This window comes from Pseudoduganella sp. S-14 (assembly GCF_049913285.1).
Classification (GTDB): Bacteria; Pseudomonadota; Gammaproteobacteria; order Burkholderiales; family Burkholderiaceae_D; genus Rugamonas.
The window spans coordinates 2,241,592-2,258,660 of record NZ_CP183991.1 but is presented as its reverse complement, the minus strand read 5'-3'; the positions used below and the strand labels follow the sequence as shown (position 1 = coordinate 2,258,660).

At 63.0% G+C, this 17,069-nt stretch carries 15 protein-coding genes; 8 read left to right on the top strand and 7 right to left on the bottom strand.

Annotation, left to right across the window (positions count from 1 at the left end; translation table 11 throughout):
* Genes prpF through prpB form a run of 4 tightly spaced genes read right to left on the bottom strand, consistent with a single transcriptional unit; the run spans nucleotide 1 to nucleotide 5,850 of the window.
* Nucleotides 1-1,185, bottom strand: a complete 1,185-nt coding sequence (gene prpF, locus ACN9MZ_RS10325) for a 2-methylaconitate cis-trans isomerase PrpF (protein WP_426342053.1) — start codon at nucleotides 1,183-1,185, stop codon at nucleotides 1-3.
* A complete protein-coding gene (gene acnD, locus ACN9MZ_RS10320) occupies nucleotides 1,186-3,783 on the bottom strand; it encodes a Fe/S-dependent 2-methylisocitrate dehydratase AcnD (protein WP_426342052.1) in 2,598 nt (865 codons plus the stop codon).
* Between the two features lie 2 nt (nucleotides 3,784-3,785).
* Complete coding sequence (gene prpC / locus ACN9MZ_RS10315; RefSeq protein ID WP_426342051.1) at nucleotides 3,786-4,937, bottom strand: bifunctional 2-methylcitrate synthase/citrate synthase; 1,152 nt, start codon at nucleotides 4,935-4,937, stop codon at nucleotides 3,786-3,788.
* 25 nt (nucleotides 4,938-4,962) lie between these two features.
* The gene (prpB, locus tag ACN9MZ_RS10310) at nucleotides 4,963-5,850 is read right to left on the bottom strand and encodes a methylisocitrate lyase (RefSeq protein ID WP_426342050.1); all 888 of its coding nucleotides are present in this window, start codon (nucleotides 5,848-5,850) and stop codon (nucleotides 4,963-4,965) included.
* A 146-nt stretch (nucleotides 5,851-5,996) separates the two neighbouring features.
* On the opposite strand from prpB, the gene prpR reads away from it, so the two are divergent.
* From prpR to ACN9MZ_RS10280, 6 genes are all read left to right on the top strand, one after another.
* A complete protein-coding gene (gene prpR, locus ACN9MZ_RS10305) occupies nucleotides 5,997-7,625 on the top strand; it encodes a propionate catabolism operon regulatory protein PrpR (RefSeq protein ID WP_426342049.1) in 1,629 nt (542 codons plus the stop codon).
* A 79-nt stretch (nucleotides 7,626-7,704) separates the two neighbouring features.
* Nucleotides 7,705-9,684 carry an acyltransferase family protein gene (locus ACN9MZ_RS10300; RefSeq protein ID WP_426342048.1) on the top strand — a complete coding sequence of 660 codons (1,980 nt, stop codon included), beginning with the start codon at nucleotides 7,705-7,707 and terminating at the stop codon, nucleotides 9,682-9,684.
* The gene (locus tag ACN9MZ_RS10295; RefSeq protein WP_426342047.1) at nucleotides 9,654-10,118 is read left to right on the top strand and encodes a DUF6328 family protein; all 465 of its coding nucleotides are present in this window, start codon (nucleotides 9,654-9,656) and stop codon (nucleotides 10,116-10,118) included. Before ACN9MZ_RS10300 ends, ACN9MZ_RS10295 begins: the two co-directional genes overlap by 31 nt.
* 79 nt (nucleotides 10,119-10,197) lie before the next feature.
* Complete coding sequence (locus ACN9MZ_RS10290; RefSeq protein WP_426342046.1) at nucleotides 10,198-11,274, top strand: sensor histidine kinase; 1,077 nt, start codon at nucleotides 10,198-10,200, stop codon at nucleotides 11,272-11,274.
* Nucleotides 11,271-11,912 carry a LytR/AlgR family response regulator transcription factor gene (locus ACN9MZ_RS10285; RefSeq protein ID WP_426342045.1) on the top strand — a complete coding sequence of 214 codons (642 nt, stop codon included), beginning with the start codon at nucleotides 11,271-11,273 and terminating at the stop codon, nucleotides 11,910-11,912. The genes ACN9MZ_RS10290 and ACN9MZ_RS10285 overlap by 4 nt, the downstream gene beginning before the upstream one ends.
* The gene (locus ACN9MZ_RS10280) at nucleotides 11,909-12,664 is read left to right on the top strand and encodes a LytR/AlgR family response regulator transcription factor (RefSeq protein WP_426342044.1); all 756 of its coding nucleotides are present in this window, start codon (nucleotides 11,909-11,911) and stop codon (nucleotides 12,662-12,664) included. Before ACN9MZ_RS10285 ends, ACN9MZ_RS10280 begins: the two co-directional genes overlap by 4 nt.
* A gap of 51 nt (nucleotides 12,665-12,715) precedes the next feature.
* Here the strand turns inward: ACN9MZ_RS10280 and clpA are convergent, their stop codons facing one another.
* On the bottom strand, nucleotides 12,716-15,016 hold the full coding sequence (clpA, locus tag ACN9MZ_RS10275; protein ID WP_426342043.1) for an ATP-dependent Clp protease ATP-binding subunit ClpA: 2,301 nt from the start codon (nucleotides 15,014-15,016) through the stop codon (nucleotides 12,716-12,718).
* Entirely contained in the window at nucleotides 15,013-15,315 is a 303-nt protein-coding gene (gene clpS, locus ACN9MZ_RS10270; protein WP_055937573.1) for an ATP-dependent Clp protease adapter ClpS, read from the bottom strand. The genes clpA and clpS overlap by 4 nt, the downstream gene beginning before the upstream one ends.
* A 325-nt stretch (nucleotides 15,316-15,640) precedes the next feature.
* Here clpS and cspE point away from each other — a divergent pair, with 325 nt between their 5' ends.
* Both cspE and ACN9MZ_RS10260 read left to right on the top strand, forming a co-directional pair.
* Complete coding sequence (gene cspE / locus ACN9MZ_RS10265) at nucleotides 15,641-15,844, top strand: transcription antiterminator/RNA stability regulator CspE (protein ID WP_130314874.1); 204 nt, start codon at nucleotides 15,641-15,643, stop codon at nucleotides 15,842-15,844.
* Between the two features lie 83 nt (nucleotides 15,845-15,927).
* On the top strand, nucleotides 15,928-16,440 hold the full coding sequence (locus tag ACN9MZ_RS10260; RefSeq protein ID WP_426342042.1) for a GNAT family N-acetyltransferase: 513 nt from the start codon (nucleotides 15,928-15,930) through the stop codon (nucleotides 16,438-16,440).
* Here ACN9MZ_RS10260 and ACN9MZ_RS10255 read toward each other — a convergent pair.
* Nucleotides 16,437-16,994: a hypothetical protein gene (locus ACN9MZ_RS10255; RefSeq protein WP_426342041.1), complete on the bottom strand. Its 558-nt coding sequence runs from the start codon at nucleotides 16,992-16,994 to the stop codon at nucleotides 16,437-16,439. The genes ACN9MZ_RS10260 and ACN9MZ_RS10255 overlap by 4 nt on opposite strands.
* Between the last annotated feature and the right edge of the window lie 75 nt (nucleotides 16,995-17,069).

The window sequence follows — 17,069 nt, the reverse complement described above, 5'->3', positions numbered from 1 at the left end:
TTATTCGGCCGGTACCCGAACCCAACCTTCCATCAAGACCCGCGCGCTGCGGCTCATGATGGCCTTCTTCACGGTCCACTCGCCGTTTTCCAGGGTGGCTTGGGCGCCGACGCGCAGCGTGCCGGATGGGTGGCCGAAGCGCACTGCTTCGCGTTCACCGCCGCCGGCGGCCAGGTTGACCAAGGTGCCGGGAATCGCAGCCGCCGTGCCGATCGCCACGGCGGCGGTACCCATCATCGCGTGGTGCAGCTTGCCCATCGAGAGCGCGCGCACCAGCAGGTCGATGTCGCCGGCCTGCACCTGCTTGCCGCTGGACGCGGCATAGCCGGCGGGCGGGGCGACAAAGGCGACCTTTGGCGTGTGCTGGCGGGTGGCCGCCTCGGACACGTCCTTGATCAGGCCCATGCGCACTGCGCCGTGCGCACGGATCGTCTCGAACTTTGCCAGGGCAGCGGCATCGCCGTTGATCGCTTCCTGCAGCTCGGTGCCGGTGTAGCCGATGGCATCGGCGTTGATGAAGATGGTCGGAATGCCGGCGTTGATCATGGTCGCCTTCAGCGTGCCGACGCCCGGAACTTCCAGGTCGTCGACCAGGCGGCCGGTCGGGAACATCGAACCGCCTGCGCCCTCTTCCTCCGCCGCAGGGTCCATGAATTCAAGCTGGACTTCGGCCGCCGGAAAGGTCACGCCATCCAGTTCGAAGTCACCGGTTTCCTGCACTTCGCCGTTGGTCATCGGAATGTGCGCGATGATGGTTTTGCCGATATTGGCCTGCCAGATGCGCACCACGGCCATGCCGTCGCGCGGCACGCGGGCCGGCGCCACCAGGCCGCCGCTGATGGCAAACGCGCCCACTGCCGCCGACAGGTTGCCGCAGTTGCCGCTCCAATCGACAAAGGCCTTGTCGATGCTGACCTGGCCGAACAGGTAATCCACGTCGTGGTCGGCGCGGGTGGAGGCGGACAGGATCACAGTCTTGCTGGTGCTCGACGTCGCACCACCCATGCCGTCGATCTGCTTGCCGTACGGGTCCGGGCTGCCGATCACGCGCAGCAGCAAGGCGTCGCGCGCCTTGCCTGGCACCTGGGCCGCTTCCGGCAAGTCCTGCAGCCGGAAGAACACGCCCTTGCTGGTGCCGCCACGCATATACGTGGCAGCTACCTTGATTTGCGGTTTGTGTGCCATTTACGCAGCCTTTGCGGTTTCGAGGAAGTCTTGCGCGAAGCGCTGCAGCACGCCGCCTGCCTCATAGATCGATACGTCTTCCGACGAGTCCAGGCGGCAGGTCACCGGCACTTCCACGCGTTCGCCGTTCTTGCGGTTGATTACCAGGATCAGCGTGGCGCGCGGTGCGCGTTCGCCGATCACGTCGAAGGTTTCGGTGCCGTCGATGCCCAGGGTCAGGCGGTTGACGCCAGCCTTGAACTCCAGCGGCAGAACGCCCATGCCCACCAGGTTGGTGCGGTGGATGCGCTCGAAGCCTTCGGCAACGATGGCTTCCACGCCCGCCAGGCGCACGCCTTTGGCTGCCCAGTCGCGCGAAGAGCCCTGGCCGTAATCGGCGCCGGCAATCACGATCAGCGGCTGCTTGCGGTCCATGTAAGTTTCAATGGCTTCCCACATGCGGGTCACTTTGCCTTCCGGCTCCACGCGGGCCAGCGAACCAGCCTTGATGCTGCCGTCGGCATTGCGCACCATTTCGTTTTTCAGCGTCGGGTTGGCGAAAGTAGCGCGTTGCGCGGTCAGGTGGTCGCCGCGGTGGGTGGCGTAGGAGTTGAAGTCCTCTTCCGGCAGGCCCATTTTGTGCAGGTATTCGCCTGCAGCGGAGTCCATCATGATCGCGTTCGATGGCGACAGGTGGTCGGTGGTGATGTTATCGCCCAGCACGGCCAGCGCGCGCATGCCCTTCAGCGTGCGTTCGCCTGCCAGTGCGCCTTCCCAGTACGGCGGACGGCGGATGTAAGTCGATTGCGGACGCCAGTCGTACAGCGGCTCGGCGCGTTCCGCAGCTTCTTCGCTGCGCGCGAACATCGGGATGTAGACCTTGCGGAAGTGTTCCGGCTTGACGCTGCTTGCCACGATCGCGTCGATCTCTTCATCGCTCGGCCACAGGTCCTTCAGGGTGACCGGCTTGCCGGCGGCATCGTGGCCCAGCACATCCTTCTCGATGTCGAAGCGGATGGTGCCCGCGATGGCATAGGCCACCACCAGCGGCGGCGATGCCAGGAAAGCTTGCTTGGCGTACGGGTGGATGCGGCCGTCGAAGTTGCGGTTGCCCGACAGGACTGCGGTGGCGTACAGGTCGCGCTCCACCACTTCCTTCTGGATCACAGGGTCGAGCGCGCCGGACATGCCGTTGCAGGACGTGCAGGCGTACGCCACGACACCGAAGCCCAGCTTTTCCAGCTCAGGCATCAGGCCCGCTTCCTCCAGGTACAGCGTCACGGCTTTCGAGCCTGGCGCCAGCGAAGACTTGACCCACGGCTTGCGCAGCAGCCCGGCCTTGTTCGCGTTGCGGGCCAGCAGGCCTGCCGCGATCATATTGCGCGGGTTGTTGGTGTTGGTGCAGCTGGTGATGGCAGCGATGATCACGGCGCCGTCAGGCATCTTGCCCGGCTCGTTTTCCACCACGCCGCTGATGCCGCGCGCGGCCAGTTCGCTGGTCGGAACGCGCTTGTGCGGGTTGGACGGGCCGGCGATATTGCGCACCACGGTCGACAGGTCGAACTTCAATACGCGCTCGTATTCCACCTTGGCCAGGTCGTCCGACCACAGGCCGGCGTGCTTGGCGTAGGTTTCAACCAGGGCAACCAGGTCGTCGTCGCGGCCGGTGAGCTTCAGGTATTTGATGGTCTGCGCATCGATCGAGAACATGGCGGCAGTGGCGCCGAATTCCGGCGCCATGTTCGAGATCGTGGCGCGGTCGCCCAAGGTCAGGGCAGCGGCGCCTGCGCCATAGAACTCCAGGTAGGCCGAGACCACTTTTTCCTTGCGCAGGAACTCGGTCAGCGCCAGCACGATGTCGGTCGCGGTAATGCCGGGCTGCGGCTTGCCGCTCAGCTCAACGCCGATGATGTCCGGCAGGCGCATCCAGGAGGCGCGTCCCAGCATCACGGTTTCCGCTTCCAGGCCGCCCACGCCGATGGCGATCACGCCCAGCGCATCGACCATCGGGGTGTGCGAGTCGGTGCCGACCAGGGTGTCCGGATAGGCCACGCCATCGCTCACCTGAATGACCGGCGACATGCGTTCCAGGTTGATCTGGTGCAGGATGCCGTTACCCGGCGGGATCACGTCGACGTTGCGGAACGCCTTCTTGGTCCAGTTGATGAAGTCGAAGCGGTCTTCGTTGCGGCGGTCTTCAATGGCGCGGTTCTTGTTGAAGGCGTCGGGATCGAACCCGCCGCATTCCACTGCCAGCGAGTGGTCGACCACCAGTTGGGTCGGCACCACCGGATTGACCAGGGCAGGATCGCCGCCCTGCTCAGCGATGGCGTCACGCAGGCCGGCCAGGTCGACCAGGGCGGTCTGGCCCAGGATGTCGTGGCACACCACGCGGGCCGGGAACCAAGGGAAGTCCAGGTCGCGCTTGCGCTCGATCAGCTGCGACAGTGACGCGGTGAGCATCGCTGGATCGCAGCGGCGCACCAGGTTCTCCGCCAGCACGCGCGAGGTGTACGGCAGCGTGGCGTAGGCGCCCGGCTTGATCGCATCGACCGCTTCGCGCGCGTCGAAGTAATCGAGCTTGGTGCCTGGGAGTTGCTTGCGGTATTGGCTGTTCATGATTACTTGCGGTCCTTGATCGGTACGAAGGCCAGGTCTTCAGGGCCAACGTAATTGGCGCTTGGGCGAATGATCTTGTTGTCGATGCGCTGTTCGATCACGTGGGCAGCCCAGCCCGAAGTACGGGAGATCACGAACAACGGGGTGAACATGGCAGTCGGCACGCCCATCATGTGGTACGACACAGCGGAGAACCAGTCCAGGTTCGGGAACATCTTCTTGATTTCCCACATCACGGATTCCAGGCGCTCGGCGATGTCGAACATCTTCATCGAGCCGGCTTCCTGCGACAGCGAGCGGGCAACTTCCTTGATCACCACGTTGCGCGGGTCGGAAATAGTGTACACCGGGTGGCCGAAGCCGATCACCACTTCCTTGTTGGCGACGCGGTTGCGGATGTCGGCTTCCGCTTCGTCGGCGTTTTCGTAGCGCTGCTGGATATCCAGCGCCACTTCGTTGGCGCCGCCGTGCTTGGGACCGCGCAGCGCGCCAATCGCGCCGGTGATGGCGGAATGGATGTCGGAACCTGTGCCGGCGATCACGCGGCTGGTGAAGGTGGAGGCGTTGAACTCGTGCTCCGCGTACAGGATCAGCGAGGTATGCATTGCACGCACCCACGATTCGGACGGCTTTTCGCCGTGCAGCAGGTGCAGGAAGTGGCCGCCGATGGTTTCATCGTCGGTTTCCACATCGATGCGCTTGCCGTTATGGCTGTAGTGGTACCAGTACAGCAGCATGGAGCCGAAAGAAGCCATCAGGCGGTCGGCGATGTCGCGCGCGCCGGCGATATTGTGGTCATCCTTTTCAGGCAGGCAGCAGCCCAGCACGGAAACACCGGTACGCATCACGTCCATCGGGTGGGCCGATGCAGGCAGCGCTTCCAGCGCCGACTTCACGCCTTGCGGCAAGCCGCGCAGGGATTTCAGCTTGGACTTGTAGCCTTTCAGTTCCGCCGAGTTCGGCAGCTTGCCGTGCACCAGCAGGTAGGCGATTTCTTCGAATTCGCAGGTGGTAGCCACGTCCAGGATGTCGTAGCCGCGGTAGTGCAGGTCATTGCCGGTCTTGCCGACGGAGCACAGGGCGGTATTGCCGGCTGCAACGCCGGACAGGGCGACGGATTTCTTTGGCTTGAAGGTTGGAGCTGCTTCGGTCATGTTGGTCTCTCCTCGGATTGATCGATTATTTTTTCTGTGCTGCGAACAGCGCATCGAGTTTCTGCTCGAAGTCGTGGTAGTTGATGCGCTCGTACAGTTCGGCGCGGGTCTGCATAGTGTCGACCACGCTCTTCTGGGTGCCGTCGCGGCGGATCGCGGTGTACACATTCTCGGCAGCCTTGTTCATGGCGCGGAAGGCCGACAGCGGGTACAGCACCAGGCCCACGTCGGCGGACTTCAGTTCTTCCACGGTGAACAGGGGGGTGGAGCCGAACTCGGTGATATTCGCCAGCACCGGCACTTTCACGGCTGCGGCGAACTGCTTGTACATGTCCAGCGAAATCATCGCTTCCGGGAAGATCATGTCGGCGCCGGCTTCCACGCAGGCCACTGCGCGGTCGATTGCGGCGTCCAGACCTTCCACGGCCAGCGCATCGGTACGGGCCATGATCACAAAGTTTTCGTCGGTACGCGCATCCACGGCAGCCTTGATGCGGTCGATCATCTCGCCCTTGGACACGATTTCCTTGCCGGGACGGTGGCCGCAACGCTTGGCGCCCACCTGGTCTTCGATATGCATGGCGGCGGCGCCGAACTTGATCATCGACTTTACGGTGCGCGCCACGTTGAAGGCGGAGGCGCCGAAACCGGTGTCCACGTCCACCAGCAGCGGCAGGTCGCACACGTCGGTGATGCGGCGCACGTCGGTCAGCACGTCGTCCAGGTTCGAGATGCCCAGGTCCGGCAGGCCGAGGGAGCCGGCAGCCACGCCGCCGCCCGACAGGTAGATCGCCTTGAAGCCGGCGCGCTTGGCCAGCAGGGCGTGGTTGGCGTTGATCGCGCCCACCACCTGCAGCGGGGATTCTTCTTGCACGGCCTTGCGGAAGGCGGCGCCTGCGGAGTATTGGCTCATGATGTCCTTTCTGTTAGAGGAATGTTTGCCGTCCATAGTGCAAGTGGCATGCCAGCCGTGGCTTCCCAGCAAAATCAAGCACTTGCAAGGCGAACGCCAGAGTATAATGTTTCAAGTTGAAACACGTGAAACGTTTCAGGTGAAACATGCGACATTCCACTCCCCTGCCCTTCGACCCGGCCGACAAGCCGGTGATCTGGACGGTTTCCGTCTCGCGCCTGTCGGAGCTGTTCCGCGACATCACGCTGGAATACGACGCCCTGGCCGATATCGAACCGATCAACCTTGGCTTCGACGAGGCCGCGCGCCATATTCGCGAACGCCTGGCGACGGAGCGCTGCGATGCCGTCATTGCGGCCGGCTCGAATGCGGCCTACCTGAAGGGACGCCTGTCGGTACCCGTGGTGATCGCCAAGGCCAGCGGCTTCGATTTCATGCAGGCCCTGGCCCGCGCGCGCAAGGTTTCCGACCGCATCGGCGTGATCACCTACCAGGAAGACATGCCGGCGCTGGCGGAATTCGCCGCCACCTTCGGCGTACCGATCGAGCAGCGCACCTATGCCACCGAGGAAGATGCACGCGCCCAGATCAACGACCTGAAGGCGTCCGGCATCAAGGCCATCGTCGGCGCCGGCCTGATCACCGACCTGGCCGAAGAAGCCGGCCTGACCGGCGTTTTTGTCTATTCCGCCGCATCGATCCGCCAGGCCTTCGACGACGCACTTGAACTGGCGCGCCTGGCGCAGCTGGAAACCAACCGTAGCAGGCGCCACGTGGTGGCCGACACCTTGCGCGCCAAGCATGGACTGGCCGACCTGCGCGGCGAGTCCGAGGCGATGGAGCGCGTGCGCCAAGCTGTCGTGCTGTACGCGAAATCGCCCGCCACGGTGCTGATCCAGGGTGAAACCGGCTGCGGCAAGGAACTGGTGGCGCAAGCCATCCACCGCGAATCCCCGCGCACGCTGGGCGGCGCCAACCGTCCTTTTGTCGCGGTGAACTGTGGCGCGATCGCCGAATCGCTGCTGGAGTCGGAATTGTTCGGCCATGAGGAAGGCGCCTTTACCGGTGCCCGGCGCGGCGGCCACGCCGGCCTGTTCGAAGCAGCCAACCGCGGCACCCTGTTCCTCGACGAAATCGGCGAAATGCCGCTTGCACTGCAAACCCGGCTCCTGCGCGTGCTGGAAGAACGCGAGGTTGTGCGCGTCGGCGGCACGCGGCCGATTCCGGTCAACGTGCGCATCATCAGCGCCACCCACTGCGACCTTGAAGCGAGGGTGCGCGAGGGCCGCTTCCGCCCGGACCTGTTCTACCGCCTGGCCGTGCTGCGCCTGTCGCTGCCGCCGTTGCGCGAGCGCCCGACCGACATCCTGCCGCTGGCCGAATGGTCGCTGCGTACCGCCCTGGCCAGCCTGGGTGCGCGCGCCCACCCGAACCTGCCGGCCGAACTGGCCGCCTGCGCGCCCCTGCTGCTGCGCTATGAATGGCCCGGCAACGTACGCGAACTGCGCAACCTGACCGAACGCCTCGCCCTGTTCCTCGCCGCCGAACCGCTGCAGGCCCTGACGCCCAGCTTCGTTGCAGGCGTCGCGCCGGAACTGAATTCATTGCCGCAGGCGGTAACGCCACTGCCTGCCCCCCATGCATCCGCCCCCGCGCCGAACAGCGTCACCGAAGTGTTGGCCCGCTTCGGCGGCCGCCGTGACGCCGCCGCCGACTACCTGGGCATCAGCCGCACGACGCTGTGGCGCCGCCTGCGCGAGGAGCAGGAACCCTAAGCCGAGGCATCGACGCCACAGCATATTGCATCAATGACAATCCCGTAGTATCGTCTTGCGTTGAATTCAGGGGCATTACATGGAATATCGCAGGGAAATTGATGGTCTGCGGGCGGTTGCCGTCCTGCCGGTAATCCTGTTTCACGCAGGGTTCCAGTTCTTTGGCGGCGGCTTCGTTGGCGTCGACGTCTTTTTCGTCATCAGCGGCTACCTGATCACGACGATCCTGATCCACGAGCTGGAATCTGGCCAGTTCTCCATCCTCAATTTCTATGAAAGACGGGCGCGCCGCATCCTGCCGGCGCTATTCCTGCTGCTGTTTGCCTGCCTGCCGTTCGCCTGGCTCTGGCTGGTGCCGGACGACCTGAAAGGCTTTGCGCAAAGCCTGGTGGCCGTCACCGCCTTCGCGTCGAATATCCTGTTCTGGGAGCAGAGCGACTACTTCGACAGCTCAGCCGAATTCAAGCCCCTGCTCCACACCTGGAGCCTGGCGGTCGAAGAACAGTTCTACTTGCTGTTCCCGTTGTTCCTGATGCTGTTCTGGCGCCGCGACCAGCGGCTGCTGCTGGCGGTGCTGGTCGGCACGGCGCTGGCCAGCCTCGGTGCGGCGCAATGGGGCGTGGCCAGGGATCCTTCTGCCACCTTCTTCCTGCTGCCGACACGCGCATGGGAACTGGCCATCGGCGCACTGTGCGCCTATTACATGTCGCGCCCCGGCGCCGGCCAGCATTCGCAACGCACGCGCGAACTTGCCAGCCTTGCCGGCCTCGGCCTGATCGGCACCGGCATTTTCGCCTTCAGCAAATACACGCCCTTTCCCAGTGTGTACGCGCTCCTGCCCACAATCGGCGCAGCGCTCATCATCCTGTTCGCAGCCCCGTCCACCACGGTCGGCAAGATCCTGGGCAGCCGCCTGATGGTCGGCGTCGGCCTGGTCAGCTACAGCGCCTACTTGTGGCACCAGCCTATCCTGGCATTCGCGCGCCACCGTAGCATGGACGGGCCAAGTCCGGCCCTGATGGCCGCGCTGGTGGTGCTGACGCTGGTGCTGGCCTATCTTAGCTGGCAATTCGTCGAAAAGCCGTTCCGCAACCGCAGCAGGTTTGGCCGGCAACAAATCTTCGCCTTCGCCATTGCCGGCTCGCTGCTGTTCTTCGGCATCGGCATGGCAGGCCACAAGACCAACGGCATGCGCAGTGTCAAGACCACTGCGCAGCAGGAAGAGGTACTGCGCACTGTCACTGCAAGCCCGGAGCGCGCTGCCTGCCATACCAAGGGGCTGCAGTACCGCAAACCGCAAGACGCCTGTGCCTTCAACGGTCCCGCCGGGGAATGGGCAGTGTTCGGCGACAGCCATGCGATCGAACTGGCGCACGCGCTGGCGGTACAGTTGAACGGCCGCCACCAGGGTGTGCGCCAGTTCAGCTTCAGCGGCTGCTCGCCTTCCTACCATCGCGCCGACCCCAATCCCGGCTGCAGCGACTGGACGCGCGAGGCTGTCGACTTCATTACCGCCGATCCGCATATCAAGGAGGTCGTGGTCAGCTACCGCATTCACAGTGCCCTGTTTGGCGACCATGAAGGCATTTACCCGCGCCTGCCGGACGAATTCAGCGATGCCAAGCGCAACGCCATCTGGGCCTCGTACAAGACGATATTGAACCGCTTTGCCAGCGCGGGCAAACATGTGACCGTGGTATTGCAGGCGCCCGAACTCCCGCGCCAGGTGGATAAGCTGATACGCCAGGCCGACGACCCGCGCACGGTGGATGGCGTCACGACCGACTGGTGGCGCCGCCGCAGCGCCTTCGTGGAGCAGCGGCTGGGTGAATTGCCTGCCGGTGTGCGCATCCTGCGGCCGGAAACGCTGTTCTGTGACGCCGCGCGCTGTTACGCCGTCAAGGATGGCAAGGCCTTGTATTTCGATGATGACCACATGTCCAGCTACGGCGCCGGGCTGGTGGCGCAGCTGGTCGTGGCAGCACAGGCGCGCGCCTGCCAAAACGGCTGCTCGCTAGAATCGACGGCATGGACGAGCACACCGAGCAAGAGTCGCTAAAAGAGCAGATGGGCCGCATCATCGAAGAGGCGCGCATGATACTGCCAGGTATCCAGGCCCTGTTCGGCTTCCAGGCCATTGCCGTCTTCAACGACCGTTTCGAGCAGCTGCCTGTCTATGCCCAGGACTGCCACGCCGCCGCCCTGGCCCTGGTGGTGGCGGCCATCGCGCTGGTCATGCTGCCGGCCGCCTACCATCGGCTCGCCGAACCAGGCCAGGTTTCCATGCATGCGATCACCATTTCTTCGCGCGCCATCTGCTACGCCCTCGCGCCATTGGCCGCAGGCCTGGCGCTGGACATCGCCGTGGTGCTCTACATGGTCACCGGCAGCGATATGGGCAGCGCGGCCGGAGGACTGGCAGCCTTCCTGCTGCTGATCGGCACGTGGTTCGTCTTCCCCCTGCGCGCCCGGCGCCGCCGGCACAGATCCTGAGCAACCGCTTGTCATCCGATTCGACCGTTCGTCATATAGCTGGAGCGGCAGTTGGACGGATACGGTATGCTCCCATGCCATGAAAAGAGCACTCATCAGGACGGAAAACGACCACATGAACCGCACCGACGGCAGCGAAATGCCGCTACTGGCGCGGCTCAACTGGTATTGGATCTTGCAAGGACTTGGCTGGAGCGCCGTGATTGCCTTCCTCATGCTGGTCAACGGGCCATTCCTGGCGCGGCCGGGCGCCGTCCTGACCTGCATCCTGGACGGCGTCAGCGGCCTGCTGCTGACGGACCTGTGGCGCCGCTACATGAAGCTGCGCGACTGGAATACGCGCCGCGTGGACTGGCGGCAGGTCCTTGTCGCCATCTTCATCCTCGGCCCCTTGCAGCTGGCGCTTGTCACCATCATTGCCCGTTCACTGGTCGGCGTGGCAGACGGCGGCAGCTGGCTGCCCATGCTCTTGCTGTTCTGGTCCGGCATCATGACAGCATGGCAGGTCTCATATATGGCGGCCACGGCCCTGCGGCGCGCCAACCGCTTCGAATCGGAAGCGCTGCGGCTCGACGTGCTCGCCAAGGAAGCCGAACTGAAGGCCCTGCAGGCCCAGGTGAATCCGCATTTCTTCTTCAATAGCCTGAACAGCGTGCGCGCCTTGATTTTCGAGAACCAGCAAGCGGCCGCGCAAATGATCGACCAGCTTGCAACGCTGATGCGCTATACGCTGGCTGCCAGCTATGCCGATACCGTGCCGCTGAAAGAAGAGATGGAAGCCGTTGAATCCTACCTGGCCATCGAAAAGATCCGCTTCGAAGAGCGCCTGAACGTCAGCGTCTGCATCGCCGGCGGCATGGATAGCGTGACCATTCCGCCGATGGCCGTGCAGACGCTGGTTGAAAACGCGGTGAAATACGGCGTCGAGCAAAGCAGCGTCGGTACGGAAATCCGCATCAGTGCCAGCCATGCCAACGGCCACGCCGCTATCGAGGTGGCCAACCGCGGCGCCTTGGCCAGGCTAGGCAATTCGACGCGCGTCGGCCTGGCCAACGCCCGCAAACGGCTGCTGCATGCCAAGGGCAGCAACGCCAGCCTTGAACTGGTGGAGCGCGATGGCTGGGTACGCGCCACCCTGAGCTTCCCTTTGTCATGACGATGCGCGTGCTGGTTATCGACGATGAGCGGCTGGCGCGCAAGGAGCTGCGCCGCCTGCTGGCAGGCCAGCAGCAATTTGAGATCGTCGGCGAGGCCGCCGATGTTGCCGATGGCATCGCGCGGGCCAGGGCTTTGGCGCCGGACCTGCTCCTGCTGAATGTGCAGATAGCGGGCGGCAGCGGCTTCGACCTGCTCGATGCGCTGGACGACGTGCCGGAAGTGATTTTCACCACCGGCCATGGCCACTGCCCGGCCGACTACCTGCTCAAGCCGATCCACCCGCAACGCCTTGCCGCCGCACTGGAACGTGCTGCCGTCCGCGCCGGCATGGGCAGCAAGCCACGCAAGCTGTTCATCCGCGAGGGGGATCGCTGCTGGTTCGTGCGCCTGACCGACATCCGCCTGTTCGAAGCGGAAGGCGAGCATACGCGCGCCTATTTCGACGACGCTGCGCCACTGATCCCGCGCTCCCTGCAACAGCTCGAACAAATGCTCGACCGCCAGCAATTCTTCCGCGCCAACAGCCGCCACCTGGTCAACCTGGCCGATGTCGATCGTATCGTGCAAACCGCCGGCGGTTCACTGGCGTTGAATGTGGCAGGCTTGGCTGTGGAAGTCATGGGTGCCACTCAATGATGGCGGACACCCTGCATCCGCCATTGGCAAGCTTGGCCGGTACGGGCCGCATGATACGGGTCCTGGTCGTTGACGACGAACGCCTGGCTCGCTCCGAACTGCAGCGCTTGCTGGCCTGCCACGCCAGTGTCGCCGTGGTTGGGGAGGCGGCCAATGCCGCCGAAGCGGCGCTTCAGGTGGCTGCGTTGCAGCCCGACTTGCTGCTGCTGGACGTGCAAATGCCCGGCGCCAGCGGCTTCGACCTGCTGGCCGCACTGGACGACCCGCCCGAGGTGATCTTCACCACCGCCTTCGACCAGTACGCCTTGCAAGCCTTCGAAGCCAGTGCGCTCGACTACCTGATGAAGCCCATCGAGCCGCGACGCCTGGCCTCGGCTTTGGAACGTGCCGCTGCGCGGCTTGGCTTCGCGCCCGCGGCCAGCGCCCATCCGCGAAAACTGTTCATCCGCGACGGTGAACGCTGCTGGTTCGTGCGCCTGGAAGACATCCGCCTGTTCGAGTCGGAGGGCAATTACACGCGCCTCTACTTCGACGACGCCGCGCCGTTGCTGGCGCGCTCGCTGCTGCAGCTGGAGCAGCGCCTCGACCCGCAGCAGTTCTTCCGCGCCAACCGCCGCCACATCGTCAACCTGGCCGCCGTGCGCAGCATCGAGAATGGCGATGGCGGCGCCGTCTTGCTGCGCGTCGACGGCATGAGCGTGGAAGTGTCGCGCCGCCGCCTGGCGGCATTGAAGCAGCTCCAGGAACCCTGAGGGAATAAAAAAACCCGCTCGGCGAGCGGGTTTTCCGAAGCGGCACAGCGCTTATTCGACTTCGACGGTCTCCGGTGGCGGCGTAGGCGCCGCATCCGGTTCCGGAAACTCCAGCTTGATCGCTTCCGCTTCGTCCAGATCGACTATCACGCGGCCGCCGGACACCAGGCGGCCGAACAGCAATTCGTCGGCCAGCGCCTTGCGGATCATGTCCTGGATCAGTCGCGACATCGGACGCGCGCCCATCAAAGGATCGAAGCCCTTCTTCGCCAGGAACTTGCGCAGCTGTTCGCTGAAGATCGCTTCCACCTTCTTCTCGTGCAGTTGCTCTTCCAGCTGCATCAGGAACTTGTCCACCACGCGCAGGATGATTTCCTCGTCCAGCGCGCGGAAGCTGATGGTCGCATCCAGGCGGTTGCGGAACTCCGGCGTGAACATGCGCTTGATGTCCGCCATCTCGTCGCCCGCTTCCTTGCTGTCGGTGAAGCCGATCGAGCGCTTCTGCAGGCTTTCCGCACCAGCATTGGTGGTCATGATGATGATCACGTTGCGGAAATCGGCTTTGCGGCCGTTGTTGTCGGTCAGCGTGCCGTGGTCCATCACCTGCAGCAGGATATTGAAGATATCCGGATGCGCCTTCTCGATCTCGTCCAGCAGCAGCACGGCGTGCGGCTTCTTGGTGATCGCCTCGGTCAGCAGGCCGCCCTGGTCGTAGCCCACGTAGCCGGGCGGCGCGCCGATCAGGCGGCTCACTGCATGGCGTTCCATGTATTCCGACATGTCGAAGCGGATCAGCTCAATGCCCAGGATGAAGGCCAGCTGCTTGGCCACCTCGGTCTTGCCGACGCCGGTCGGACCGGAGAACAGGAAGGAGCCGATAGGCTTGTCCTGCTTGCCCAGGCCAGCGCGCGACATCTTGATCGCAGACGCCAGCGCCTCGATTGCCGGATCCTGGCCGAACACCACGTTGCGCAGGTCGCGGTCGATGGTAGCCAGCTTGCTGCGGTCGTCCTGGTTGACGGTCTGCGGCGGAATGCGCGCGATCTTGGAAATGATTTCCTCGATCTCGGTCTTGCCGATGGTTTTTTTCTGCTTCGACTTCGGCAGGATGCGCTGTGCAGCGCCCGCCTCGTCGATCACGTCGATCGCCTTGTCTGGCAGGTGGCGGTCGTTGATGAAGCGCGCAGCCAGTTCGGCCGCGGTCGACAGCGCCGACGACGAATACTTCACGCCATGGTGTTCTTCGAAACGCGACTTCAGGCCGCGCAGGATCTGCACGGTCTGCTCCACGGTCGGCTCGTTGACGTCGACCTTCTGGAATCGGCGGCTCAGCGCATGGTCTTTCTCGAACACCCCACGGAATTCCGTGAACGTGGTCGCGCCGATGCATTTCAGCTGGCCGTTGGCCAGGGCCGGTTTCAGCAAGTTGGACGCGTCCAGCGTGCCGCCCGACGCCGAGCCGGCGCCGATGATGGTGTGGATCTCGTCGATGAACAGGATGCCGTTCGGATTGTCTTTCAGCTGCTTCAGCACCGCCTTCAGGCGCTGCTCGAAGTCGCCGCGGTATTTGGTGCCGGCCAGCAGCGCGCCCATGTCCAGCGAGTAGACCACGGCATTCGACAGCACTTCCGGCACGTCGCCCTGGGTGATGCGGTAGGCCAGCCCTTCCGCAATGGCGGTCTTGCCCACGCCGGCTTCGCCCACCAGCAACGGGTTGTTCTTGCGGCGGCGGCACAACACCTGGATCACGCGATCCACTTCGTCTTCGCGGCCGATCAGCGGGTCGATCTTGCCCTCGGCAGCGGACTTGTTCAGGTTCTGGGTGAACTGGTCCAGCGGCGATTCCTTGGCTTGGCCTTCCGGTGCGGCGCCCTCTTCCACGCCCTCCGATGCCTTGCCGGAATCCATTTGCTGGTCCTTGCGCACGCCGTGCGAGATGAAGTTGACCACGTCCAGGCGGGTGACGCCCTGCTGGTGCAGGTAGTAAACAGCGTGCGAGTCTTTTTCACCGAAGATCGCCACCAGTACATTGGCGCCGGTCACTTCCTTCTTGCCGTTGGAGGCCGACTGCACGTGCATGATCGCGCGCTGGATCACGCGCTGGAAGCCCAGGGTTGGCTGGGTGTCCACCTCGCCGGTGCCCGGCACGGTAGGCGTGTTGTCGCCGATAAAGTTCGTCAGCGTTTTGCGCAGATCCTCAATATTCACTGCGCAGGCGCGCAGCACCTCGGCTGCCGATGGGTTGTCGAGCAGCGCCAGCAGCAAGTGCTCCACGGTGATGAACTCGTGTCGCGCCTGCCGCGCTTCGACAAACGCCATATGCAAACTTACTTCCAATTCCTGCGCAATCATACTTCCTCCATCACACATTGCAGGGGATGCCCCGCCTTGCGTGCATGCGTTAAAACAAACTCCACTTTGGTTGAAGCTATATCTTTAGAGAAAACGCCGCACACGCCTTTGCCGTAGCGATGGACACTCAGCATAATTTGTGTGGCCGTTTCCCGGTCCTTATTGAAATACTCCTGGATGATGGCGACCACAAACTCCATCGGAGTGTAGTCGTCGTTCAGCAGCGCCACCTGGTACATAGGTGGCGGCTTTATCGCCTGCCGTTCCAGGACAGTTTCGGTGTCATGCTTGGTTGCCATACGCTTATATTCTAATGCTTTCAGACTAGTTGCAACGCCCATTTAAGAGGGCCATTTCCACCAGTACTCATCTTACGCGTTTTCGCCGATTGCCGCAGATGGCGGTCAGCTTGGCCAAAATCAAGGGCTCGAAAAAAAGCTGTTGCAAAAAGCTCACCGTGTGCTAGTGAAAGCGCTTGACATTAAAAATTGTTCCGCCAACAATGCGATATCGACTTTGTGCAGATCTGTACATGTTGGTAAGAAGTGAGTTGTCGAGGAGGGGGCAGGAAGCTTCTTGCTTTTATGGCTCGTGTGATTCGTTTTTATTGAAAGTTTTTTTAAAATGGCAACTGGTACCGTTAAGTGGTTCAATGACTCCAAAGGTTTTGGCTTCATCACTCCTGATGATGGCGGTGAGGATTTGTTCGCACACTTCTCCGCGATTAACATGAACGGCTTCAAGACCCTGAAAGAAGGTCAAAAAGTGCAGTTCGAAGTTACTCAGGGCCCTAAAGGCAAGCAAGCTTCCAACATCCAGACCAACTAATCCTTGGCCTCGGACAACGAAAAGCCCCGCCCCGCGGGGTTTTTTTTCGCCTGCCATCATACCTGCACTATGCCGATTTCGTCATGCAAATCCGCACTTTGACAACAGCCGATGCGCCCGCGCTGCTGGAATTTGAACTCGCCAACCGCGACTGGTTCGAATCCCAGGTCGATGCCCGCACGCCAGACTTTTACATTCTGCCTGGCGTTGCCGCGCATATCGACGATTACCTCGCCCGCCACGCAGCCGGCACCATGCATCCCTGCCTGCTGGTCGAAGATGGGGAGATTATTGGCCGTTGCAACCTGAAAGGTATCGACCAGGTCTCATTGCGCGCCGAAGTCGGCTACCGGATCGCCTCTTATGCCTGCGGCCGGGGACTTGCCGGCGCCGCGCTGGCACACTTGATGGAACTGGCTTACGGCCACTGGCAGCTAGTTGGCCTCGACGCCCACGTCACAATTGCCAACGCAGCCTCCGCCCGCGTCCTGCAGCGCGCCGGCTTCATCTTTGCCGGCCCCTCCCCTATCCAGGCCGAAGTCGCCGGCAGCGCACTCGACTGCCTGCACTTTTATCACGCCCGCGCGATTCGCTAAAACATACGGCTGGCCAGATGCGCCACCAAGACGACGACGCCGAGCGTCAAGCCTACCATCCAGCGGCTGAACGTATCGTGCTGACGCCTCATCTCGACCATGTGTGCATCATGACGCTTGTCCATTTCAAGCATCTGCGTTTGCAACTGAGCTACGAGCGCCCTCATATTGTCATCCTGCCGATTGAAACGCTCGTCCGACTCCCGGCGAGCCGCGGAAAAGCGCTCCAAGTTGTTGCGCTCGGCTTTTGCAAAGCGTTCACTATTCTCGCGCTCCGCTTCGGCAAAGCGTTCGATATTCTTGCGCTCGGCCTCGGCAAAGCGCTCGATATTCTTGCGTTCGGCCTCGGCAAAGCGCGCGGAACTCTTGAGGTCGGCTTCGGCAAAGCACGCAGCCATATCGGACCGCACCAGGGCAAAGCCATTTTCCATGTGCTGACGTAATAAGGCCAGTTCGCAATTGAGGGTATCCACCTGTTTCTCCAGCTGGCGAAGTCGCGCTTCATCATCATCTTCGGACGGGGACGATTCATCGTCAAGCAAGCTCTGCGGCATGGCAGCCTCCTCGAGTGAGCGTAAGCGGTTTATTCTCTGCCGCTTCACACCCCGCCATGTTGAGCCGCGTCAGGC